We start from the raw sequence: 22674 nt of genomic DNA, 5'->3' as shown, positions 1-22674 counted from the left end.
CGATGGCCGAGACGATGAACGCGGCGATGACCACGACGGAGTCCAGGGAGGCGGCGGACCGGTCCGCCGGTCCCGGCCGGCACCGTGGTGGCGTGTCCTCGCGCGACGAGAACGCGGCGCCGCACGGGCGGCACCGGAAGGTCCAGTCCGACCAGGGCTGAACGGCATGACAGAGGGGCCCGGAACCACATGGTTCCGGGCCCCTCTGCCATGAGGTCACATGGATCACATGGATCACATGGGGTCACATGGGGTCACATGGGGTCAGGCGTGTTTGAGGCCGAGCACCTCTGCCGCGGCGAACGTCTCGTTCGGCGGCCGGTCCGCGTAGTGCGGGGTGAGCAGCGCGTCCAGCTCCTCGTAACTGAAGGCGTCCTTCTCGGTGTCGAACTTGGCGGAGACCTTGGGGCGTTCGACGACGGCGACCAGGCCGCCGTGCACGACGAGCAGCTGGCCGTTGACGTTCCCGGCGGCCGGGGACGCGAGGTAGCCGACGAGCGGGGCCACGTGTTCGGGGGCCAGCGGGTCGAGCTCACCGGCTCCGGGCTCCGCGAAACCGGCGAAGACGTCCTCGGTCATACGGGTGCGGGCGCGCGGGCAGATGACGTTGGCCGTGACGCCGTACTTGCCGAGGGCGAGAGCCGTGGAGGTCGTCAGGCCGACGATGCCGCCCTTGGCCGCCGCGTAGTTGGGCTGTCCGGCCGAACCGGCGAGGAAGGCCTCGGACGAGGTGTTGACGATGCGGCCGTAGACGGGTGAGCCCGCCTCCTTCGAGCGGGCGCGCCAGTGGACGGATGCGAAGTGGCTGGTGTTGAAGTGCCCCTTGAGGTGGACGCGGATGACCGAGTCCCACTCGTCCTCGCTCATCGAGAAGATCATGCGGTCGCGCAGGATGCCCGCGTTGTTGACGAGGATGTCGAGCTTTCCGTACGTGTCGATGGCCAACTGGACGAGTTCGCGGGCCTGTTCGTGGTCGGCGACGTCGCCGAGGTGGGCGACGGCCTGCCCGCCCGCGGCCCGGATCTCGGCAGCGACCTCCTCGGCCGGGGTGGCGTCGGCGCCGCCCGAGCCGTCGCGGCCAGGCTGGCCGAAGTCGTTCACGACGACGCTCGCGCCCAGCCGGGCGAGTTCGAGCGCCTCCGCCCGGCCGAGGCCGCGGCCCGCGCCGGTGACGATCGCGGACAGGCCGGCGAGTGGCTGTGACATCAAAGTCCTCTCAGAGCAAGGAAGTTCAGATTTCGATGCAGGTGCGCAGTGCCGCGCCCGTCCGCATCTGGTCAAGGGCTTCGTTGATCTCCGCGAGCGGTACGCGGTGCGTGATGAGGCTCTCCAGGTCGATGCGGCCGGCCCGCCACAGGGAGATGGCCCGCTCGTAGGAGGTCAGGACGTCGCCGCCGCCGTACATGGACGGCAGGATCTTCTTCTCGTCGAAGAACAGCTCGAACATGTTCAGCTGGAGGAAGTCGTCGAGGGCGCCCGCGCCGACGACGCACAGGGTGCCGCCGCGCCGGGTCGTCTCGTAGGCGGTGCGGGCCGTGGCGGACTTGCCGACGACCTCGAAGACGTAGTCGAAGCCCTCGCCCGCGGTGACGCGCTGCTTGGCGTCGGCGAGTTCGTCCGGGGACACGGCCTCGGTGGCGCCGAACTTCAGGGCGGCCTCGCGGCGTGACGCGACGGGGTCCACGGCGACGATCTGCGCGGCGCCCTTGAGCCGGGCGCCCTGGATCGCGGAGATGCCGACGCCGCCGCAGCCGATGACGGCGACGGACGAACCGGCCGCCACGTCCGCGGTGTTGATGGCGGCGCCGAGCCCGGTGGTGACGCCGCAGCCGATGAGGGCCGCGATGTCGAAGGGCACGTCGTCGGGGATGGGCACGGCGCAGCCCGCGTCGACGACGACCTCCTCGGTGAAGGTGCCGGTGCCGGCGAAGCCGAAGACGTCACCACCGGGGCGCTTGAAGTTGGGGGTGCCCGCGTTCATGAACCCGGCGAGGCAGAGCTGGGTCTGGCCGCGTTTGCACGCCGGACAGGCGCCGCAGGCCGGGAGCCAGCAGACGAGGACGCGGTCACCGGGCTTGACGTTCGTGACGCCGTCGCCGACGTCGACGATCTCGCCGGCGCCCTCGTGGCCGGGGATGAAGGGGGCGGGCTGCGGCAGCACGCCGTTCATCGCGGACACGTCGGAGTGGCACAGTCCGGTGGCCCTGACCCGGATCTTCACCTTGCCGGGACCGAAGCCCACCGCCTCGACGTCGTCGAGTACCTCGAGTTTGTCCTGGCCTATCTCGTGCAGTACGGCTGCGCGCATGGCGTGCGGCTCCTCTCCCGAAGGGGGCATTCAACTTCTGTTTTTTCTGCGCATTACTACGCATGGGCGTGTATGTCCGCGCCCCGCTCTGCTCGGTATTCCCCGTCACCCCGACCATCCCCATGGACGCCGCGCCGGCGCACGGGGTGATCGGCGTGGACACCAACGCCGACCACCTCGCCGCCTGGCGGCTCGACACCCATGGCAATCCGACCGGCCGGCCCCGACGCTTCTTCTACGACCTGACCGGCACCGCCCAGCACCGCGACGCCCAGGTCCGGCAGGCCCTCACCCGGCTGTTGAACTGGGCCAAGTCCTGTGGCGTCGCCGCCGTCGCAGTCGAAGATCTGGACTTCGCGACGGAGAAGACCCGCGAGAAACACGGACGCAAGCGCCGCTTCCGCCGGCTGATCTCCGGCATGCCCACCGGCAAACTCCGTGCCCGCCTCGCCTCCATCGCCGACCGGACGGGCATCACGGTCATCGCCGTGGATCCGGCCTGCACCTCCAACTGGGGCGCGCGGCACTGGCAGAAGCCCCTCACCAGCAGGACCAGGAAAACCAGCCGTCACGATGCCGCGAGCATCGCCATCGGCAGGCGCGCCCGAGGGCACTCGATCCGGCGACGGACGGCACCGCCCCCACACGAGCGGAGCGATCGTGTGGGGCATCGGACCATCCAGGCCGACCAGTGTGCTCTTGGGGGTGAGGAACCCCGCCCCTGCATTCCCGGACCACGGACACGATCCGTGCCGCCCGGACGCGGGGCGAACGCGGGGGACCAGTGTGCCCAAAACCGTTCGGGGCACACGGCTGAGCATGGGTTCTGGCAACAGGACTCACTCCCGCTCAGTCTCTAGGAACGGTCAGGCGTGTTCGACGATGGTGTCGGCGAGTACGGGCGCCTCGTCCCGCTCGACGGCGGTGACCGTGACCTGGATCCGGCCCTCGGAGCGCCACATCCGGATCCGCAGCGTCTCGCCCGGGAAGACGACCCCGGTGAACCGCGTCGCGTAGGACCGCACGCGGGACACGTCGCCGTCGAGGAGGGTGTCGACGACGGCCTTGAGCGTCATGCCGTACGAGCACAGGCCGTGCAGGATGGGCCGGTCGAAGCCGGCGAGCTTGGCGAACTCCGGGTCGGCGTGCAGCGGGTTCCAGTCCCCGGAGAGCCGGTACAGGAGCGCCTGGTCCTCGCGGACGGGGCGGTCGACGGTGCGGTCGGGTTCGCCGGTGGGTGCTTCGACGCGGGCGGACGGGCCGCGGTCGCCGCCGAAGCCGCCCTCGCCGCGGACGAAGATCTGCGCGTCGCTGGTCCACAACGGCCCGTCGGCGTCGGCGACTTCGGTGCGCAGGACAAGGATGGCGGCCTTGCCCTTGTCGTAGACGGCGGCGACGCGTGAGGTGGAGGTCGCGCTGCCCTTGACGGGGATGGGGCGGTGCAGTGCGACGCTCTGGCCGCCGTGCAGGACGTGGGCGAGGTTGACGTCGACGCCGGGGGCCGAGAGGCCGCCGACGACGCCCATGCGGGCGCCCGCGACGGTGGCGAAGCTGGGCAGGACGTGCAGCCGGGACTCGAGGGTGTAGCGCAGCTCGTCGGGGTCGGTTGCGGGGGTGCCCGCGCCCAGGCCCAGGTGGTAGAGCTGGATGTCCTTGTGGTCCCAGGTGATCTCGGCGGACCGGGGTTCGGCGGCTACGGCCTTGGCGGCGTCGATCGGCATCAGACTCAAGACTCCTTGTGCGGGGAAGACCTCGGTGCGGCCGTCCGCACCGTCGGTCGCACCGAGGTCGTTGCTGGGCCGGAGGAACCCCGTGCTGGAGGGATCCTGGTGGAACGCCACGCGCCCGTTCTAGAACGCGTTCCAGTCCGGCGATCCCATGTATAGCCAAGACCACGGCAGTTGGGAAGACTCCTGACGCCATGTCAGATCCGGCGGCCGTGACATTTGTACTGCCCGGCTCCGTACAACCGCCATCTGCCGCGCGCGGCCCCGCGCCCGTAGCGTCCTTGCCATGACGATGACAGACGGGACACCGGTGGCCGTGTCCTTCACGGGGGCGGTCAAGACGTTCGGCGCGGTGCGCGCCGTGGACGGGGTCGATCTGGAGATCCGGCGCGGCGAGACCGTCGCCCTGCTCGGCCGCAACGGCGCGGGCAAGTCCTCCACGATCGCCCTCCTGCTCGGCCTGGACGAGCCCGACGAGGGCTCGGTCTCGCTCTTCGGCACGTCCGTGGCGCAGAGCGTTCGCGCCGGGCAGGTCGGCGCGATGCTCCAGGAGGGCCGCGCGGTCCCCCGGGTCACGGTCCGCGAACTGGTCTCCTTCGTGGCGGGCCGCTACCCCGCGCCGATGCCGGTCGCCGACGCGCTCGCGCTGGCCGGAATCGAGGAGCTCGCCGGAAGGCGGGTCGACAAGCTGTCCGGCGGCCAGACCCAGCGGGTCCGGTTCGCCGTGGCCCTGGCCGGCAACCCGGCCCTGCTCGTGCTCGACGAGCCGACGGCCGCGCTCGACGTCGAGGCGCGACACGCGTTCTGGGCGTCGATGCGGGCGTACGCGCGGCGCGGTCACACGGTGCTCTTCTCCACGCACTACCTGGAGGAGGCGGACGCACACGCCGACCGGATCGTGGTGATCGACCACGGCCGGATCGTCGCCGACGGCAGCGGCGAGGAGCTGAAGCGCGCCGCGGGCGGCAGTCTCGTCTGTATCGACCTGGCCGGGCGCGGCACGGAGGGCCTGTCGCTGCTGCCGGGCGTGACGGCGGTCGAGGTCCGCGGGGACCGGGCCAGGCTGCGGACGGACGACTCGGACGCGACGGTGATCGCGCTGGCCGAACTGGGCGCGATCCGGGGCCTGGAGGTCGCCCCGGCCTCACTCGACGACGCGTTCATGGCGTTGACCAGCAGCTCCGACGACGACCGCACCGATCGCACTTCCGACAGCCGTCCCGACGGCGGTTCCGAGAACCGTCCCGGCAGCGGTTCCGACACGGATCTGGAGACGGTTCGATGATCGACTACATCAGGCTCGAAGTGCGCAGGACCCTGCGCGACACCATGTTCGTGATCTTCGGTGTCGGGATGCCCGTGATGATGTACCTGCTGTTCACCAACCTCGGCGAGAACGACCCCGAGTGGAAGACGGTCTCCATGGTCGGCATGGCCGCGTACGGCGCGGTGGGCTCGGCCCTCAGCACCGGCGGCGGGGTCGCCGAGGACAAGACGATCGGGTGGCTGCGGCAGCTGCGGGTCACCCCGATGACGCCGCGCGAGGTCGTGGCGGGCCGGGCCCTGACCGGGTCCGTGACGGTCCTGCCGTCGATCGCGGCGGTGCTCCTCGCGGGCGGTCTGGTCAACGGGGTGCGGCTGGACGTGTGGCAGTGGGCGGCCATCACCGTGCTGCTGTGGCTCGGCTCGATCCCCTTCACGCTGCTCGGTCTCGGCAACGGCTACCGGCTGACCGCGCAGACCACGGGTGTCGCGAACATGGTGTGCAACCTGGGGCTCTCCGTCCTCGGCGGCCTGTGGTTCCCGATCGCGCTCTTCCCCGGCTGGCTGCGGTCCGTGTCGTCGTACACGCCGACGAACCGGTTCGCGCAGCTCGGCACGGCCGTCGCCGACGGGCACGCGCCGACGGCCGCCGCGGTCGGGGTGCTCGCCGCCTGGCTGCTGGCCTTCGGTTCGTACGCTGTGGTGTCGTACCGCAGGTCCGCGCGGACCGTCTGAACGACGGACCGTCTGAACGGGGAGCAGGGGAACCATGTCCTGGATGCACCGAGTCACCTGCCGGACGCACGAGCTGCGGGACGCCCGCAAGCAGTGGAAGTCGGACCGGGACGTGTGGAAGGCGGAGTGGCGGGCCCGGCGCAAGGGGGGCTCGCCGACGGATCCCATGGGGCCGCCGCCCAACGGGTTCTCGCTGCTGCCCTGGCTCCTGATGGGGCTCGGGGCGTTCTCGAACCTCCTCCAGGGCAAGACGGCCAACCCCTGGATAGGCGCCATCGGCTTGTTCGTCTTCAACAGCCTGTACATCTCGGTCGTGTTCCAGGCATTCGACAAGAGGCGGCGCGAGGCCCGCTACACGCTCCTGGCGCTGATCGCGATGGGCCTGCTCACCTGCGGGCTCGCGATCACCTACGGCGGCAGCTGGCTGATGTTCTTCCCGCTGCTCGGCCTGGCGACGGGCGCGGTCGCGCGGGGGCGGCGCCTCGGCCAGGTCGCCCTCGGCCTGAGCGCGCTCGCCGGGACCATCGGCGGTCTCAAGGAGGGCTGGGACGCGGTCAACATCGCGTACGGCACGTTCCTGTCCACGATGGTGACCGCCGCGATCCTCTCCCTGTCCGAGGCGGTACGTGAACTGCGCGCCGCCCGCGAGGAGTTGGCGCACCGGGCGGTGGAGCAGGAGCGGCTGCGCTTCTCCCGCGACCTGCACGACCTGCTCGGGCACACGCTGTCCGTGATCGTGGTGAAGTCGGAGGCGGCCCGCCGGCTCGCGCACCGCGACCTCGACGCGGCGCTCACGCAGGTGTCGGACATCGAGTCCGTCGGCCGGCAGGCGCTCACCGAGATCCGCGAGGCGGTCACCGGCTACCGCGAGGGCAGTCTCAGCACGGAGCTCGACCGGGCCCGCTCAGCGCTCACGGCCGCCGGGATCGAGCCCGTCGTACGCCAGTCGGGCCCGCCGCTCGCCGCACAGACGGAGGCGCTGCTGGGCTGGGTGGTACGGGAGGCGGTCACGAACGCGGTGCGTCACAGCGGGGCGGCACGCTGCGAGATCTCCGTGGACGGCACCCCGGAGCGCGTACGGCTCAGGGTGCACGACAACGGACGCGGCGCCGCCGCCGAACCGCCGGAGCCGGGCATCGGCGGCACGGGCCTGAAGGGCCTGACCGAGCGCCTCGGCGCGGCGGGCGGCTCCTTGGAAGCGGGCCCGGCGGCGCGCGGCTTCACGGTGACGGCCGAACTCCCGGTTCTTCAGGGCGAAGTGGAGCCGGACGCGGTGCTGGAGCCGGAACGCGCGCGCTGAGGCTCGGGCACTGCGAGTGTGCGACCGCCCGGGGCTGCGGCGGGGAGAGAACCCGCCTGCGTCGGAATCGGTCGTGTCCTGGCATCCACCTCGGCCAGCAGTACCGATGACGGAGGATTCGTGCCGCAGACACCGAGGGTCTTGCGGGTCTCTGCGGGCCTCGGCCGGCTGCCCCAGCTCTTCGAGCGACTGCAGAGCGCCGAACCTGTTCCGGAACGGGCCTCCGCGCCCGATCAGTTCGAGTGACCCGCGGCTGCCACCCATACCCTGTTCCCCGTGAACGAGATGCCCCGGGATCACCGGCCCGCCAAGTCCGTACGCGTCCTCCTCGCCGAGGACCAGGGCATGATGCGGGGCGCTCTCGCGCTGCTGCTCGGGCTTGAGGAGGACATCGAGGTCGTTGCGCAGGTCGCGACGGGGGACGCGATCGTCGGTGCGGCCTTGGAGTCGCGGCCCGACGTGGCGCTGCTCGACATCGAACTGCCGGGCCGCAGCGGCCTGGACGCGGCGGCCGACCTGCGTGCGGAGTGCCCGGACTGCCGGGTCCTGATCCTGACGACGTTCGGCAGGCCGGGGTATCTGCGCCGGGCGATGGAGGCGGGCGCGGCCGGTTTCCTGGTGAAGGACGGTCCGGTGGAGGATCTCGCGGAGGCCGTGCGGCGGGTTCTGCGGGGTGAGACGGTCATCGACCCGGCGCTCGCCGCCGCCGCGCTGAGCGCGGGCCCTAATCCGCTGACGGCCCGCGAGTGCGACGTCCTGAAGGCATCGGTGGACGGTGCGACGGTCTCCGACATCGCGGGGAGACTGCATCTGTCGGAGTCGACGGTGCGTAACTATCTGTCCTCGGCCATCGGCAAGACAGGGACCCGTAACCGCATGGAGGCGATGCGGGAGGCGCGGCAGCAAGGGTGGCTCTGAACGCTCCCGCGCCACGGGGCTCCACTCCGGACCCCCGCCCCGAACCCCGCTCCTCAAGCTCCCCCGGACTCCGTCCGGGCGGACTCCCAGGCGCTTGATTTTCCGCCCCGCGGCATCCACGTCACCAGCAGAACCACCGCCACCAGCAGGATTCCCGCACCCCACCGGAACGCGGCCGCGTACCCGTTGGTGAGGTCCTCGGGCCCGGTTCCCCCGGCGGACCGGCCGGCCGCCACGGTGGACAGGATCGCGAGGCCGAGCGAACCGCCCAGTGTGCGCGAGGTGTTGATGAGTCCGGACACCAGACCGGCGTCCCCGGGCGCGGCGCCCGAGGTCGCGAGCGAGGCGAGGGGCGTCATCGCGAGGCCTGCGCCCAACATCATCACCATTCCGGGCAGCATGATCCCGGTGACGTAACTGCCGTGCGGGCCCATCGTCGACTGCCAGGTGAACCCGGCGGCCGTGATGAGGACGCCGGACACGGCGACGGCCCGTGCTCCGGCGCGGCGCATCAGACGCGGGGCGAACTTGGATCCGGCGACGACGGCGAGCGAGCTGGGCACCAGGGCGAGGCCGGCCTCGATCGGGGTGTAGCCGAGGACGTTCTGCGCGTACAGGGTCATGAAGAACCACATCGCGAAGCTGCCCATGCCGCACACGAACATCGCCGCGTTGGCCGCGGCGACCGCGCGGACGCGGAACAGGCCGAGCGGCATCAGCGGCAGCCGGGTGCGCGCCTCGACGGCGAGGAACGCCACGATCAGCGCCAGGGCGACGCCGAGCGGCACCAGGGTCGCGGCGGCGCCCCATCCCTCGGCCTCGGTCTGCACGACTCCATAGGCGAGGGTCGCGGTGCCCGCCGTGACGAGGACGGCGCCCGGCAGGTCGAGGCGCCGCTCGCCGCCCGCCTTCGACTCCTGGATCCAGCGGGCGGCGGCCGTGAGCACCAGGGCGCCCAGGGGGACGTTGATCAGCAGCACCCAGCGCCAGTCGAGGCCTTCGGTGAGCACGCCGCCGACGAGGCCGCCGGCCGCGCCGCCGCCCGCCCCGACGGCCGTCCACGTCGCTATGGCCCGGGCGCGGGCGGCGCCCTCGGGGACGGCGGACGTCAGGATGGTGAGCGTCGACGGCGCGAGGACCGCGGCGCCGAGCCCCTGGACGGCGCGCGCGGCGAGGAGCTGCCAGCCCTCCTGCGCGACGCCGCCGGCGAGCGAGGCGAGCGTGAAGAGCCCGAGCCCCACGAGGAACATCCGCTTGCGCCCGAACAGGTCGCCGGCCCGCCCGCCGAGCAGCATGAACCCGGCGAACGCGATCGAGTAGGCGTTGACCACCCATTGCAGCCCGGTGGCGCTGAGCCCCAGGTCCGCGCGCATGGACGGCAGGGCGACGTTGACGACGGAGACGTCGAGGACGACGAGGAACTGTCCGGCGCAGGCAGCGGCCACGATGAGCCAGGTGGGCGGCGCGGCCTTGCGGGCTGTCGCGATGTCGGCAGGGGCTTCAAGCATGAGTGTCATGGTCGCAGGCGGGGGACGGGCCGTACATCCGGATTTCGGCGCACCCGGCGCTGGTCCGCAGGGACTAGGTCCTGGTCCGGACGAGAGGCCGCCCCACGTCATGTCGTCACCCTTCCGTTCGCCCCGGTGACGACAGGACTGACGGCCAGACCGACGACAAGGCTGACGACCAGACCTAGGACCTGCGCAGCATCGTCACCACGGCGGCGCCGCCGAGTCCGATGTTGTGGGCCAGTCCCACGCGGGCGTCCGTGACCTGGCGCGCCCCGGCCTCTCCCCTCAACTGCCAGGTGAGTTCGGCCGCTTGGGCGATGCCGGTGGCGCCGAGCGGGTGGCCCTTGGAGATGAGGCCGCCCGACGGGTTCACGACCCAGCGTCCGCCGTACGTCGTCGCGCCCTCCTCGACGAGCTTTCCGGAGGCGCCGGGCGCGCACATGCCGAGCGCCTCGTAGGTGAGCAGTTCGTTGACGGAGAAGCAGTCGTGCAGTTCGATCACGTCGACGTCCTCGATGCCGAGCCCGGACGTCTCGTAGACGCGGGTGGCGGCGGCGCGCGACATGGGCTGTCCGACGACGTCGATGCAGGACCCGGAGGCGAAGGACTCCCCGGTGTCCGTCGTCATCGCCTGCGCGGCGATCTCGACGGCTTTGTCGCCCAGGTCGTGGAGTTCCACGAAGCGCTCCGACACGACGACGGCCGCCGCGGCGCCGTCCGAGGTGGGCGAGCACTGGAGCTTGGTGAGCGGCGCGTGGATGGTCTTCGCGGCGAGGATCTCGTCGACGGTGTACGGGTCCTGGAACTGGGCGTACGGGTTGTTCACGGAGTGCCGGTGGTTCTTGGCCCCGACGGCGGCGAGCTGGGCCTCGGTCGTGCCGTACTTCTCCATGTGCTCGCGGGCCGCGTCGCCGAAGATCTGGGCGGTGGGCGGGGACATCTCGAAGCCGTGCTTCGCGGCCATGATTCCGTAGTGCCTGGCTACGGGGGATGTCTTGAAGTCCCCGCCGTCGGCTCCCCCGCCGAGCGCGCCGCGCTGCATCTTCTCGAAGCCGAGCGCCAGTACGCAGTCGTTGATGCCGCCCTCGACGAACTGCCGGGCGAGCATCAGCGCGCTCGATCCCGTTGCGCAGTTGTTGTTGACGTTGTAGACGGGGACGCCGGTCAGGCCGAGTTCGTAGACCGCGCGCTGCCCGGCCGTGGAGGCCTGGAAGCAGTAGCCGACGGGGACCTGCTCCACGTCCTCGTACCCCACACCGGCGTCCGCGAGGGCGGCCGCGCCGGCCTCCTTCGCCATGTCCCAGTACTGCCAGTCACGACTCTCGGGCTTCTCGAACTTGGTCATTCCGACGCCGACTATGTACGACCTCATGGCTGTGGAACCCTCCTGCCACTATCTGACGATGCGTCAGATAGTGGCAGGAGGAGGCTCATGAGGGAAGGGCGGGCTCCTAGCGGAAGGCCGCGTGACCCGTCAGCGCCTGGCCGAGCGCGAGCGTGTGCATCTCGGTCGTGCCCTCGTAAGTGAGCACGGACTCCAGGTTGTTGGCGTGGCGGATCACCGGGTACTCCAGCGAGATGCCGTTGGCGCCGAGGATCGTGCGGGCGGTGCGGCAGATCTCGATGGCCTCGCGCACGTTGTTCAGCTTGCCGAAGCTGATCTGCGCCGGGTGGACACCGGCGGGTGAGTCCTTCAGGTCGGCCAGGCGCAGCGCCGTCAGCGTCGCCTTGTGGAGTTCGAGCGCCATGTCGACGAGCTTCTGCTGCGTGAGCTGGAACGCGGCGATCGGCTTGCCGAACTGCTCGCGCTGGCCCGCGTACGTGGCGGCCGCCTGCCAGGCCGAGCGCGCGGCGCCGGTGACGCCCCACACGATGCCGTAGCGCGCCTCGTTCAGGCAGGTCAGCGGCGCGCCCACGCCGCGCGCCTCGGGGAGCTGGGCCGACGCGGGCAGGCGTACGCCGTCGAGGACCAGCTCGCTGGTCACGCTGGCCCGCAGCGACATCTTGTGCTTGATCAGCGGCGCCGAGAAGCCGGGGGTGTCGGTGGGCACGACGAAGCCGCGCACGCCGTCCTCGGTCTGCGCCCACACGACGGCGACGGCCGCGACCGAGCCGTTCGTGATCCACATCTTGCGGCCGTCGAGGACCCAGTCGTCCCCGTCGCGGCGGGCGCGCGTCGTCATGGACGACGGGTCGGAACCGTGGTCGGGCTCGGTCAGACCGAAGCAGCCGATGGCCTCGCCCGCCGCCATGCGCGGCAGCCACTCCTGCTTCTGCTCCTCGGAGCCGAAGCGGTGGATCGCGAACATGGCCAGCGAACCCTGCACGGACACGAAGGAGCGCAGACCCGAGTCCGTCGCCTCCAGCTCGCGGCACGCGATGCCGTACGCGCGGGCCGACATGCCGGCGCACCCGTAGCCCTCCAGGTGCATGCCGAGCAGGCCCATCTTGCCGAATTCGCGGGCGAGTTCGGGCAGGTCAGGCAGCTCCCCGCTCTCGAACCACTCGGCGATGTGCGGCTCGACCTTGTCGTCGAGGTACTGGCGGACCGTGTCGCGCACGGCTCGCTCCTCGTCGGTGAAGAGCGCTTCGAGGTTCAGCGGGTCGACGGGGTCGAGGGCGGCGAACGGCATGATCAGGCTCCTTGAGGGTGGTCGAGCAGGCGGTCGATGGCGGACTCGTCGTAACCGAGTTCGGTGAGTATGTCCCGGCTGTGCAGGCCGAGGGTGGGCGGGGCGGTGCGCACCGCGGGGCGCTCGCCGCGGAAGGTGACGGGGAAGGCGACCTGCTGGAGCGGGCCCACGTCCGGGTGGTCGACCTTCTGGACCATGCCGAGCGCCTCGGTCTGCGGGCAGTCGTAGACCTCGTCGAGGGTGCGGATCGGCGCGACGGGGACGCCGCGCGGCTTCAGCAGGGCGCACCAGTTGGCCACGGTGTCGTCGACGAGGACGGACTCCAGTTTGGCGTTGAGGGCCGTACGGTGCGTGACGCGGGCGCGGTTGGTGGCGAAGCGCGGGTCGTCGGCCCACTCCGGGTGGCCGAGCGCCTCGCTCAGCTTGCGGAAGAGGCCGTCGCTGCCGACCGCGATCACGAAGTGCCCGTCGGACGCCGGGTAGGCCTGGTACGGGACGAGGCTCGGGTGGCCGGAGCCGAGGCGGGTGGGGCGCTCCCCGGTGGCGAAGTAGCCGGTCGCCCAGTTGATGTGCAGGGCGAGCTGGGACTCGTACAGGGAGGTCGTGACGTACTGGCCGTGGCCCGTGCGCTCACGTTCCACGAGTGCCGCGTTGACGCCGATCAGGCCGAAGAGGGCCGCGCCGAGGTCGCCCATCGCGTAGCCGGCCTTGACGGGCGGGCCGTCGGGTTCGCCGGTCAGGGACATCAGGCCGGCCGACGCCTGGGCCACCATGTCGTAGCCGGGCTCGTCGCGCAGCGGGCCCGTGTCGCCGAACGCGGAGATGTGCAGGATGACCAGCCGCGGGTAGCGCTCGCTGAGTTCGCGGTAGTCGAAGACGCGGGCGAGCGAGCTGCCGGGGCGGAAGTTCTCCACCATCACGTCCGCGTCGGCGAGCATGCGGTGGACGGCCTCCTGTCCCTCGGGGGACTTGAGGTCGAGGGTGACGGAGCGCTTGTTGCGGTTGGCGGCCAGGTAGTAGGTCGCGTCGGGGCCGTTGAAGGGCGGGCCCCAGGCGCGCGTCGGATCGCCGCCGTCGGGGTGCTCGACCTTGATGACGTCGGCGCCGAGGTCGGCGAGCGACATGGTGACGTAGGGCCCGGCGAGGATCTTGGACAGGTCCACGACCTTCATACCGGCCAGCGGTGCGGCGGGGCGGGGCTGCTCAGACATGTACGGCGACCTCCTTGGCCGGGGAGAGCGTGACCTGTCCACCCTCGGCCAGTTCGGCCAGGTGGTCCAGTGCGAGGCGGGGCGGGGTGTCCGGGGCGTCGAGGAGCGCCGTGCAGGTGCGGGCGACGAGGAGGGCGCGGCCGTTGCCGGTGGTCTCCGCCTCGTGGGCGGCCTGGTCGTACAGGAGGGTCTCCATGACGGCGCGCGTGAGCTCGTCCGCGTACCGGCCGATCCTCATCTCCTGCTCGTCGGCGGGGAGTTCGAGGAGCGCGTCGCCCTTCTTGCGCAGCAGTTCCCAGCGACCCCGCGTCTCGGCGCGGTCGCCGTACGTGTCGGCGAGGGTGCGGTGGGCCCCCTGGCGGCGCATGCAGCGCAGCACGTCGAGCGCGATGACGTTCGAGGAGCCCTCCCAGATGGAGCCGAGGTGCGCGTCGCGCACGAGCCGGGGGTCGACCCAGTCCTCGATGTAGCCGTTGCCGCCGCGGATCTCCATGGCCTCACCGGTGACGGAGCGGGCGCGCTTGCACAGGGTGTGCTTGGCGAGCGGGGTGAGGACGCGGACCAGGTCGCGGGCAGTCCCGTCGCCGTCGTCGGCGGCCGTGAGCTCGGCCGCGGCCTCCAGGACGAGCGCGAGCGCCCCCTCCGTGTCGATGATCATCGGCAGGAGCGTGGCCCGCATCAGGGGCTGCTCGAAGAGCGGCTTGCCGAAGACGTGGCGTGCGTGGGTGTGGTCGACGGCCTCGCGGACGGCGCGGCGCATCAGGGCGGTGGCGCGCATGGCGTTGGACAGCCGGGAGACGTTGAGCATCTCGGCCATCTGCCGGAATCCGTCGGTGAGCCGGCCGACGGGGGTCGCGTACGCCTCCTCGAGGGTGACCTCGCCGCTCGCGATGGACTTCGAGCCGAGCTTGTCCTTGAGGCGGTCGATGCGGATCGCGTTGCGGGTGCCGTCGGGGCGCAGGCGCGGGACGAGGAACATGCCGAGGCCGCGGGTGCCCTCGCCCTGGCCGGGGACGCGGGCGAGGGTGAGGATCACGTCGGCGCCCGGGTTGGACGCGAACCACTTCTTGCCGGTGAGCGTCCAGTGCGCGCCCTGGTCGGTGGCGACGGTCTCCGTCAGGCCGACGTCCGTGCCGCCCTGCCTCTCCGTCATGAACATCGCGCCCGTGGCCCGCAGTTCGGGGTCGGTGGAGGAGAGTGCGGCGATCTCGGCCGCGTACCGCTCGGGGTCGAACAGGCGCAGGATGCGCGCCGCCGAGTCCGTCATGGACAGCGGGCAGGCCATGCCGAACTCGGACTGCACATAGAGGTACGACAGGGCGTACTTGACGGTGTGCGGGACCTTGGACGGCCAGCCGTGGACGCCGGGGCGGTGCGACATCGCGGCGAGCCCGAACTCCTCGTAGGCGATGGCGGCGGCGCGGTCGTGGGCCGGGTGGTACTCGATCTCGTCGACGCGTTCGCCGCCCGGGGCGTACTGGACCAGGCGCGGCGGGTTGGCGTCGGCGAGCGCGGCTTGCCGGTCGAGGTCGCCGGCCGCGAGCGCGCCGAGTTCGGTCAGGAGCGGCTCGACGCGGGCGCGGTCGTCGGTGGACAGGACACGGTCGAGGAAGGGGCGCAGCGCGGGGTCGCGGTCGGCGTAGTTCATGGTGGATCTCTCCGGGTCAGGCGTGGGAGGCGGTGCGGGTGGCGGCGGCCGGCTGTGGCGCGGCGGCGGCGGTACGGGCGAGCAGCGGCAGGACGCCGGCGAGGGTCACGAGGGTGTAGCCGAGGCCCAGCGCGACGACGGGCCAGATCGAGCCGGTGGCGTTGAGCAGAAACTGGGAGACGATCGGCGCCGTCCCGGCGAACAGCGTCGTGCACAGCTGGTACGAGAGGGACATGCCCGTGTAGCGGACCTCGACGGGGAAGACCCGGGCGAGGATGCCGGCGAGCGCCGCGTAGTACATGGCGTGCGGGAAGGTGGCGAGGCCCATGCCGAGGACGGCCAGCCAGAAGTTGCCGGTCCCGACGAGGACGAACATGAGCGGCAGCACGACGAATTCGGGCAGCAGCATCCACAGCACGGCTTTGCGTACGGGCCACTTGCTCGCGAGGACGGCACCGAAGGGCTGCACGATCACCTGCACGACCAGCGCGAGCGAGATCACGGTCAGGAACGACGTGCGGTCGAAGCCGAGGTCGGAGGTGGCCCAGGACAGGGCGAACGTCGTCTTGACGTAGGTGATCGCGACCCCGGCCGTACCGGCGAGCATCCCGAGCAGGACCAGCATCGGCGAGCGGGTCAGGACGTCCTTGATGGGCAGCTTGGACGTCTGCTTGCGTTCCAGGGCGGCAGCCATCTCGGGGGTCTCGGCGAGCCGCAGGCGGATGAACAGGCCGACGGCGACGAGCACGGCGGAGAAGAGGAACGGGACGCGCCAGCCCCACGACTCGAAGGCGGCGTCCGGGAGTTGGGCGATGCCGAGGAAGGCGAGCGTGGCGAGGAGGTTGCCGACCGGGGAGCCCTGCTGGGCGAACGCCCCGTACAGGAGCTTGCGCCTGGGCGGGGCGTACTCGGTGGCGATGAGGACGGCGCCGCCCCACTCGCCGCCCATCGCGACGCCCTGGATCATGCGCAGCAGGACGAGGAGGACGGGCGCGGCGGCGCCGATCTGCGCGTAGCCGGGGAGCAGGCCGACGCAGAAGGTGGCGGCGCCCATCATGGTGAGCGTGGTGACGAGGGCCTTCTTGCGGCCGTACCGGTCGCCGAAGTGGCCGAAGATCACGCCGCCGAGGGGGCGGGCCAGGAAGCCGACCCAGAAGGTGGCGAAGGCGGCGAGGGTGCCTACGGCGGGCGAGGCCTCGGCGAAGAAGATCTTGCCGAGGACCAGAGCGGATGCGGAGCCGTAGATGTAGAAGTCGAACCACTCGATGGTGGTGCCGACGAAGGCGGTGACACCGGCGCGGCGGGCGTCACGGGCCTGGGTTGCGCTGACCCCGGGGACTGGGGCGTCGTGCTGCATGACGAGCGTCCTCTCGTAGCGGCATCCCGCTGGGAGGGGACGGGCCGGAGGGGGCGGGGCCACCGAGCGGCCGGTGCCTGTCCACGCTCCACGCCCGGCGCTCATCGCTCCGTCGCGAGACGTGGATCACTCTGCACCCGCTCATTAGGATGTGTCCAAGACCAATACCGGAGTCCAGTCAGACGTCATCCGTCAAAATGCCGGGGGATCATCCGGATCCGGTGGCGTCGGGCGCGTCCGGGGGTGTCGGCAGGACCGCCTCCGCCACGCGCAGGACCGCCTGGAGGGGCGCCGACCGGTTTCCGGTGCGCCAGCCGAGGGCGATGGGAAGCACCGGCACGTCGTCCCCGACCAGCGGGCGGAACACGACGTGTTCCAGATGGATGGCGCGCGCGGACGCCACGACGACGGCGAGCCCGACGCCCGCGCCGACGAGGGCGAGCATGTTGTACGAGTCCGGCGCCTCCTGCGCGATCCGGGGCGCGAACCCGGCGTCGTGGCAGGCCTGCACCATGGCCTCCCGCACGGCGGAGCCGCGGGCGACCGGGAACGTCACGAACTGCTCGTGAGCCAGCTCGGAGAAGTGCACCTCGTCCTGCCGGGCCAGCGGATGGCTGTCGGGCAGCGCGAGCACGAGGCGCTCCATCCGCACGACGCGCGCGGTGATCCCGCGCCGCACGGGGAGCGCCACGAACCCCACGTCGAGCGACCCGTCCGCGATCCTGCCGAGCGCCTCGCCGGTGTACGTCTGCCCCTCCAACACCAGCTCGATACCGGGGAGTTCGGAGGTGACGGCGCGGGTCAGCAGCGGCAGCGCCGAGTAGCTGCTGGCCCCGGCGAAGCCGACGGTGACCCGGCCCACCTCCCCGAGGTGCGCGGCCTGCACGGTCCTGCGCACGGCCGACGCCTCGGCGAGCAGATGCCGGGCGGGCCCGAGCAGCGCGTGCCCGGCCGCGGTGAGCCGCACGGTCCGCGTGGTCCGGTCGAACAGCTTGACGCCCAGGTCCCGTTCGAGCAGCTTGATCTGCTGGCTGAGGGGCGACTGCGCGATGTGCAGGCGCTCGGCGGCCCGCCCGAAGTGCAGTTCTTCCGCGACGGCGACGAATCCTGAGAGGTGTCTGAGCTCCACGCGGCGACGATACGGCCCGCCCCACAGCCTTCAGCCTTCAGCCTTCAGTCCCGAGGCAACCCCAGAATCCGCTCGGCCACCACGTTCAGCTGCACCTGCGTCGTGCCGCCGGCGATCGTCAGGCAGCGCGACATCAGGAACCCGTGCAGCGCCCGCTCCCCCGCCCCCTCGCGCAGGGCGCCCTCGGGGCCGAGGAGCTCCAGGGCGAGTTCGGCGACCTTCTGCTGGTGCGGCGTCTGCACCAGTTTCCGCACGGACGCCCCCGGGCCGGGCTCCGCCCCCGCCACCTGCCGCATCGTCGTCCGCAGCCCGATGCAGCCCAGCGCATGCGCCTCCGCGGCGAGCGCGCCGATCCGCGCCCGGTACGCGCCGTCGAGGCTCGCGGCGCGGTCGATCAGCGCCTCCAGGCCCGTGTCGAAGGTCAACTGGTCGGCCATGTGGACCCGTTCGTTGCCGAGCGTGTTCCGGGCGACGCGCCAGCCGTCGTCCACCTGCCCCACCACGGCGTCCTCGGGGAGCAGCACGTCGTCGAAGTACACCTCGTTGAAGAGCGAGTCCCCGGTGATCTCCTTCAGGGGCCGTACGTCGATGCCCTCGGTCCGCTTCATGTCGACGACGAAATAGGTGAGGCCCTTGTGCTTGGGGGCGTCCGGGTTCGTGCGGGCGAGCAGGATCCCGTGGTCGGCCCACTGGGCCGCGCTCGTCCACACCTTCTGCCCGTTGACCCGCCAGCGCCCGTCCTCGGTGCGCTCGGCCCTCGTCCGCAGCGAGGCCAGGTCGGAACCGGCGCCGGGTTCGGAGAACAGCTGGCACCACAGGACGTCGCCCAGGAGCGTGGGCAGGAGGTAGCGGTCCCGCTGCTGCGGGGTGCCGTAGGCGAGGAGCGAGGGGACGACCCAGGTCCCGATGCCGAGGTCACTGACGCGGACGCCCGCGGCGGCGAGTTCCTGCTGTACGGCGAGCTGCTGGACGGGGCCCGCGCCGAGGCCGTACGGCTCGGGCAGGTGCGGCGCCGCGTAGCCGGTGGGGGCGAGGGCGCGACGGGCCGCGGCCGGGTCGAGGCCGCGGATCCCCTCGACGGCCTCGCGGGCCGCCGCCCGGAACGCCTCCGCCTCGGCGGGCAGCTCCAGGCGCAGCTCGCGCCGCGCCCCGCCCTCCGCGAGCCGCACCGCCCGCAGCCGGTGCGCGTCCCCCGCGCCGAGCAGCTGCCGCGCGACGACGGCCCGCCGCAGATAGAGATGGGCGTCGTGCTCCCAGGTGAACCCGATCCCGCCGAGGACCTGTACGCAGTCCTTGGCGCAGGAGTAGGCGGCGTCGAGCGCGGCCCCGGCGGCGAGGGAGACGGCCAGCTCACGCACCTCGGCGGAACCCTGCGCTTCGGCGTCCCCCGCCGCCCGCGCCGCGTCCCACACCAGGGCCCGCGCCTGCTCGACCCGGACCAGCATGTCCGCGCACAGGTGCTTGACGCCCTGGAACTGCCCGATCGGCCGCCCGAACTGTTCCCGCACCTTCGCGTACTCGGCCGCCGTGTGCAGCGCCCATGCCGCGACGCCGCACGCGTCGGCCGCGAGGACGACGGAGGCCAGGTCACGGGCGGTGGCCGTGTCGACGGCGAGGATCCGGCCGGCCGGCACGAGGGCGCCCCGGGCGGTGATCTCCGCGGTGGGGCGGGTGGGGTCGGCGCTCTCGTGGACGCGGATCCCGATTCCGGCGGTGCCCGCGTCGACGGCGGCCCATACGGTCCCGGTCGCGGACTCGGCGGCCAGGAGGAGCAGGTCGGCGTCGCCGCCGGACAGGACGGGCGGCGCCACCCCGTCGAGGACGAGCCCGTCGGACACGGTGACTGCGGTGAGCGTTCCCGTACCGAGGGCGGCGGCACCGATGCGGTCGCCGGACGCGAGGGACGCGGCGAGGCCGGCGGCTCCCGCGTGGCGCAGGATCAGCGAGGCGGCGGCGTTCGCCGCGAAGGGGCCGGGCAGCGCGGCCCGGCCCGCCTCTTCGAGGACGACGGCGAGGTCGACGAGGTCGCCGCCCCCGCCGCCGTACTCCTCGGGCAGATGGAGGCCGAGCAGCCCTTGTCCGGCGAGGCCGTCCCAGTGGGCGGGGCGGCCCGCAGCGACTGCGGGGGCGTCGAGCAGTTTGCGCACTTCCTCGGGCGGTACGGCGCGTGCGAGCCAGCCGCGTACGGCGTCCGACAGCTCCTCTTGCTCCTGCGTGATCGCGATGCCCATGCGGCGCACGGTAGAACACGTTCCAATCTGACGGAAGGTCAGAAGCAGTTTCCGCGACCCCCGGGCATGTAATCAAAAGGTAAAGACCGTCAAGTCTTGCCCTTGTACGACGCCCGTCGGAATAGTCGCCCCAGGTAACGGGTTCAGGTTCACGTACCCGACGCGCGAAACCCGCCGGCCGCGCGACGCCTGAAATCTCTGCCTCCGGAGGCCCTACGTAATGACGCAGACGACCCAACAGCCGACCGCGCAACGCGGAATACGCGGAGTCGTCCCCGTACTCGCCTTCGCCGGCATCACCGTCGCGGTGATGCAGACGCTTCTCGTCCCGGTCATCAAGGACCTCCCGGTCCTGCTCGGCACCGCCCCCTCCAACGCGACCTGGGTCCTGACCTCGACCCTCCTCGCGGGCGCCGTCTCCACCCCGATCATGGGCCGCCTCGGCGACCTCTACGGCAAGCGCCGGATGCTCCTCACCAGCCTCGCGATCATGGTCGTCGGCTCGCTCGTCGCGGGCTTCACCAGCGACCTCATCGTGATGATCGTGGGCCGCGCCCTCCAGGGCTTCGCCATGGGCGCCATCCCCCTCGGCATCGGCCTGATGCGCGACGAGCTGCCGCGCGAGAAGCTCGGCTCCGCGATGGCCCTCATGAGCTCCTCCATCGGCGTCGGCGGCGGACTCGCCCTCCCGCTGGCGGCCCTCGTGGCCCAGCACGCCGACTGGCACGCCCTCTTCTTCGGCGCGGCGGGCCTCGGCGTCGTCGCCATCCTGCTCACCCTGATCTTCGTCCCGGAGAGCTCGGTCAAGGCCCAGGGCAGCTTCGACGTCCTCGGCGCGATCGGTCTGTCGGCCGGACTCGTCCTCCTGCTGCTGCCGATCACCAAGGGCAGCGACTGGGGCTGGACCGACCCGATGACGCTCGGCCTGTTCGGCGCGGCCTTCGCCGTGCTCGTGCTGTGGGGCGTCATGGAGCTGAAGCTCAAGGCCCCGCTCGTGGACCTGCGCACCACCGCCCGGCGCGAGGTGCTCCTCACCAACCTCGCCTCGATCATGGTCGGTGTCGCGTTCTACGCGATCTCGCTCGTCCTGCCGCAGCTCCTCCAGCTTCCGAAGGCCACCGGCTACGGCCTCGGCCAGTCGATGGTCGTCGCGGGCCTGTGCGTGGCACCGCTGGGCCTCACGATGATGTTCACGGCCCCCGTGTACGCGCGCCTCTCGGCGAAGTACGGCCCGAAGATCACCCTGATCCTCGGCATGCTGATCATCGCGGTCGGCTACGGCGCCGGCCTCGGCCTGATGAGCGCCGCCTGGCAGACCATCGTCATCTCGGTGGTCGTGGGCGCCGGCATCGGACTCGCGTACTCCTCGCTGCCCGCCCTGATCATCGGCGCCGTCGACGCGTCCGAGACGGGTGCGGCCAACGGTCTCAACACCCTGATGCGGTCGATCGGCACCTCGGTGTCGAGCGCCGTGATCGGCATGGTCCTCGCCAACACGGCGAACCACGTCGGCGGCGCGGCCGTGCCCACCATGCACGGCTTCCGCGTCTCGTTCCTGATCGCCACGGCCGCGGTCGCCATGGGCGTCCTGCTCGCCGTCTTCCTGCCGAAGCAGCGGCAGGCGACCAAGCCGCAGCTGCGCGCCAGCAGCGAGGAGGACGCCGCGCTGGAGCGTGCCGAGGAGGTTCTCGGAGGCTTCCGCGGCCAGGTGCTCGACGCGGCGGGCCTGCCCGTCTCCCGGGCCAAGGTCACGCTGATCGACCGGCGCGGCCGCCAGGCGGGCGCCGCCCTCACCGACCACGAGGGCCGTTACGCCCTGGAGGTCCCGGCAGGCGGCTCGTACGTGCTGGCCGCCACCGCCGCCGGGCACGCGCCGCGGGCCTCCGCGGCGACGCACCACGGCGAGGACCGGGCGGTCGACGTCGACCTGGCCCTTGAGCTCATCGCGCAGGAGAGTCGAACCGCGGCTCAGCACTGAGCAGTCCGGAGACATCGGAGCCGACCGGCAGCTCCTCGGGGGACGCGCCGCGGGTGAAGAGGCGGGCAGCACGCTCGCCCTCGACCGCGGCGCGTTCGCCGTTCACCCGCAGCCAGGATCCCTCGCGCAGGCCGAGCACCGGCACGTCGTTCTCCTCCAGGAACTCCGTGAGGCGCTCCTCGCGGGTCTCGCCCTTGTGCGTGGAGGCCGGGTCCGGGTCCAGGTAGTGCGGGTTGATCTGGAAGGGGACGAGGCCGAGCGCCTCGAACGACGGGGGCTGCACGATCGGCATGTCGTTGCTCGTCCGCAGGCTGGGCGCCGCCATGTTCGTGCCGGCGCTCGCGCCCATGTAGGGCAGGCCCGCGCCGACCGACTCGATCAGGGCGTCGCGCAGGCCGGTGCGGTAGAGCGCGCTCAGCAGCCGGAAGGAGTTGCCGCCTCCGATGAACACGGCGTCGGCCGCGGCGAGTTCGGCCACCGGGTCGTCGCCCTCGTGGACACCGCGCACGCCGATCCCGGCGCCTTCGAGCGCACCGCGCACCCGGTCCGTGTACGTGTCGTGGTCCGCGAGCGCGTACGGAACGAAGGCGAGACGGGCCTTCGGGGGCAGGAACCCGGTGACGGTGTCCAGGGCGTGGGCGAGGTAATCGCGGCCGTACTGGGTGGAGTTGGAGAGCAGCAGCAGGTTCAAGGGAGTAACTCCTCAGGGGTGGTTCAGGACTTCA

The 22674-nt window shown here is 71.8% G+C and carries 19 protein-coding genes; 7 read left to right on the top strand and 12 right to left on the bottom strand.

Annotated features, from left to right (window positions below; genetic code table 11):
* Nucleotides 1-2: 2 nt before the first annotated feature.
* On the top strand, nucleotides 3-161 hold the full coding sequence (locus ACIPWY_RS08255) for a hypothetical protein (protein ID WP_362899695.1): 159 nt from the start codon (nucleotides 3-5) through the stop codon (nucleotides 159-161).
* Between the two features lie 103 nt (nucleotides 162-264).
* Here ACIPWY_RS08255 and ACIPWY_RS08250 read toward each other — a convergent pair whose 3' ends face one another.
* Together ACIPWY_RS08250 and ACIPWY_RS08245 are read right to left on the bottom strand one after the other, a co-directional pair.
* Nucleotides 265-1206 (bottom strand): 3-oxoacyl-ACP reductase, encoded by a 942-nt coding sequence (locus tag ACIPWY_RS08250; RefSeq protein ID WP_401532487.1) that lies wholly within the window; start codon nucleotides 1204-1206, stop codon nucleotides 265-267.
* A 25-nt stretch (nucleotides 1207-1231) separates the two neighbouring features.
* On the bottom strand, nucleotides 1232-2308 hold the full coding sequence (locus tag ACIPWY_RS08245) for a Zn-dependent alcohol dehydrogenase (RefSeq protein WP_389543020.1): 1077 nt from the start codon (nucleotides 2306-2308) through the stop codon (nucleotides 1232-1234).
* 62 nt (nucleotides 2309-2370) lie between these two features.
* On the opposite strand from ACIPWY_RS08245, the gene ACIPWY_RS08240 reads away from it, so the two are divergent.
* Complete coding sequence (locus tag ACIPWY_RS08240; protein WP_393698096.1) at nucleotides 2371-3168, top strand: hypothetical protein; 798 nt, start codon at nucleotides 2371-2373, stop codon at nucleotides 3166-3168.
* 6 nt (nucleotides 3169-3174) lie between these two features.
* Here the strand turns inward: ACIPWY_RS08240 and ACIPWY_RS08235 are convergent, their stop codons facing one another.
* Nucleotides 3175-4029: a MaoC/PaaZ C-terminal domain-containing protein gene (locus ACIPWY_RS08235; RefSeq protein ID WP_393698971.1), complete on the bottom strand. Its 855-nt coding sequence runs from the start codon at nucleotides 4027-4029 to the stop codon at nucleotides 3175-3177.
* A 292-nt stretch (nucleotides 4030-4321) separates the two neighbouring features.
* On the opposite strand from ACIPWY_RS08235, the gene ACIPWY_RS08230 reads away from it, so the two are divergent.
* From ACIPWY_RS08230 to ACIPWY_RS08215, 4 genes are all read left to right on the top strand, one after another.
* Nucleotides 4322-5320, top strand: coding sequence for an ATP-binding cassette domain-containing protein (locus ACIPWY_RS08230; RefSeq protein WP_393698094.1), 999 nt, complete (start codon nucleotides 4322-4324; stop codon nucleotides 5318-5320).
* Nucleotides 5317-6033, top strand: coding sequence for an ABC transporter permease (locus ACIPWY_RS08225; protein WP_362899687.1), 717 nt, complete (start codon nucleotides 5317-5319; stop codon nucleotides 6031-6033). The genes ACIPWY_RS08230 and ACIPWY_RS08225 overlap by 4 nt, the downstream gene beginning before the upstream one ends.
* Before the next feature lie 34 nt (nucleotides 6034-6067).
* Nucleotides 6068-7333 carry a sensor histidine kinase gene (locus tag ACIPWY_RS08220; RefSeq protein WP_401532486.1) on the top strand — a complete coding sequence of 422 codons (1266 nt, stop codon included), beginning with the start codon at nucleotides 6068-6070 and terminating at the stop codon, nucleotides 7331-7333.
* A gap of 285 nt (nucleotides 7334-7618) precedes the next feature.
* Nucleotides 7619-8251 carry a response regulator transcription factor gene (locus tag ACIPWY_RS08215; RefSeq protein ID WP_362900080.1) on the top strand — a complete coding sequence of 211 codons (633 nt, stop codon included), beginning with the start codon at nucleotides 7619-7621 and terminating at the stop codon, nucleotides 8249-8251.
* Between the two features lie 53 nt (nucleotides 8252-8304).
* Here ACIPWY_RS08215 and ACIPWY_RS08210 read toward each other — a convergent pair whose 3' ends face one another.
* The 8 genes from ACIPWY_RS08210 to ACIPWY_RS08175 form a co-directional block, all read right to left on the bottom strand.
* The gene (locus tag ACIPWY_RS08210) at nucleotides 8305-9759 is read right to left on the bottom strand and encodes a DHA2 family efflux MFS transporter permease subunit (RefSeq protein ID WP_362899683.1); all 1455 of its coding nucleotides are present in this window, start codon (nucleotides 9757-9759) and stop codon (nucleotides 8305-8307) included.
* Nucleotides 9760-9943: 184 nt separating this feature from the next.
* The gene (locus ACIPWY_RS08205) at nucleotides 9944-11134 is read right to left on the bottom strand and encodes a thiolase C-terminal domain-containing protein (RefSeq protein ID WP_393698087.1); all 1191 of its coding nucleotides are present in this window, start codon (nucleotides 11132-11134) and stop codon (nucleotides 9944-9946) included.
* 79 nt (nucleotides 11135-11213) lie between these two features.
* Nucleotides 11214-12395 carry an acyl-CoA dehydrogenase family protein gene (locus ACIPWY_RS08200; RefSeq protein WP_362899679.1) on the bottom strand — a complete coding sequence of 394 codons (1182 nt, stop codon included), beginning with the start codon at nucleotides 12393-12395 and terminating at the stop codon, nucleotides 11214-11216.
* Between the two features lie 2 nt (nucleotides 12396-12397).
* Nucleotides 12398-13606, bottom strand: coding sequence for a CoA transferase (locus ACIPWY_RS08195; RefSeq protein ID WP_362899677.1), 1209 nt, complete (start codon nucleotides 13604-13606; stop codon nucleotides 12398-12400).
* Nucleotides 13599-15254, bottom strand: coding sequence for an acyl-CoA dehydrogenase family protein (locus ACIPWY_RS08190; RefSeq protein ID WP_401532485.1), 1656 nt, complete (start codon nucleotides 15252-15254; stop codon nucleotides 13599-13601). The genes ACIPWY_RS08195 and ACIPWY_RS08190 overlap by 8 nt, the downstream gene beginning before the upstream one ends.
* Before the next feature lie 16 nt (nucleotides 15255-15270).
* Nucleotides 15271-16611 carry an MFS transporter gene (locus ACIPWY_RS08185; RefSeq protein WP_362899674.1) on the bottom strand — a complete coding sequence of 447 codons (1341 nt, stop codon included), beginning with the start codon at nucleotides 16609-16611 and terminating at the stop codon, nucleotides 15271-15273.
* A gap of 208 nt (nucleotides 16612-16819) precedes the next feature.
* Nucleotides 16820-17740 carry a LysR family transcriptional regulator gene (locus ACIPWY_RS08180; RefSeq protein WP_362899673.1) on the bottom strand — a complete coding sequence of 307 codons (921 nt, stop codon included), beginning with the start codon at nucleotides 17738-17740 and terminating at the stop codon, nucleotides 16820-16822.
* A 44-nt stretch (nucleotides 17741-17784) separates the two neighbouring features.
* Entirely contained in the window at nucleotides 17785-19971 is a 2187-nt protein-coding gene (locus ACIPWY_RS08175; protein WP_393698080.1) for an acyl-CoA dehydrogenase, read from the bottom strand.
* A 220-nt stretch (nucleotides 19972-20191) separates the two neighbouring features.
* Between ACIPWY_RS08175 and ACIPWY_RS08170 the strand changes: the two genes are divergently transcribed.
* On the top strand, nucleotides 20192-21949 hold the full coding sequence (locus tag ACIPWY_RS08170) for an MFS transporter (RefSeq protein ID WP_362899671.1): 1758 nt from the start codon (nucleotides 20192-20194) through the stop codon (nucleotides 21947-21949).
* Here the strand turns inward: ACIPWY_RS08170 and pepE are convergent.
* Nucleotides 21912-22640: a dipeptidase PepE gene (gene pepE / locus ACIPWY_RS08165; protein ID WP_393698077.1), complete on the bottom strand. Its 729-nt coding sequence runs from the start codon at nucleotides 22638-22640 to the stop codon at nucleotides 21912-21914. The two genes, ACIPWY_RS08170 and pepE, sit on opposite strands and share 38 nt — an antisense overlap.
* Between the last annotated feature and the right edge of the window lie 34 nt (nucleotides 22641-22674).

Source organism: Streptomyces sp. NPDC090032 (assembly GCF_044748025.1).
Taxonomy (GTDB): domain Bacteria; phylum Actinomycetota; class Actinomycetes; order Streptomycetales; family Streptomycetaceae; genus Streptomyces.
The sequence above is the reverse complement of the archived record's forward strand: the minus strand, read 5'-3'. Positions and strand labels throughout refer to the sequence as shown.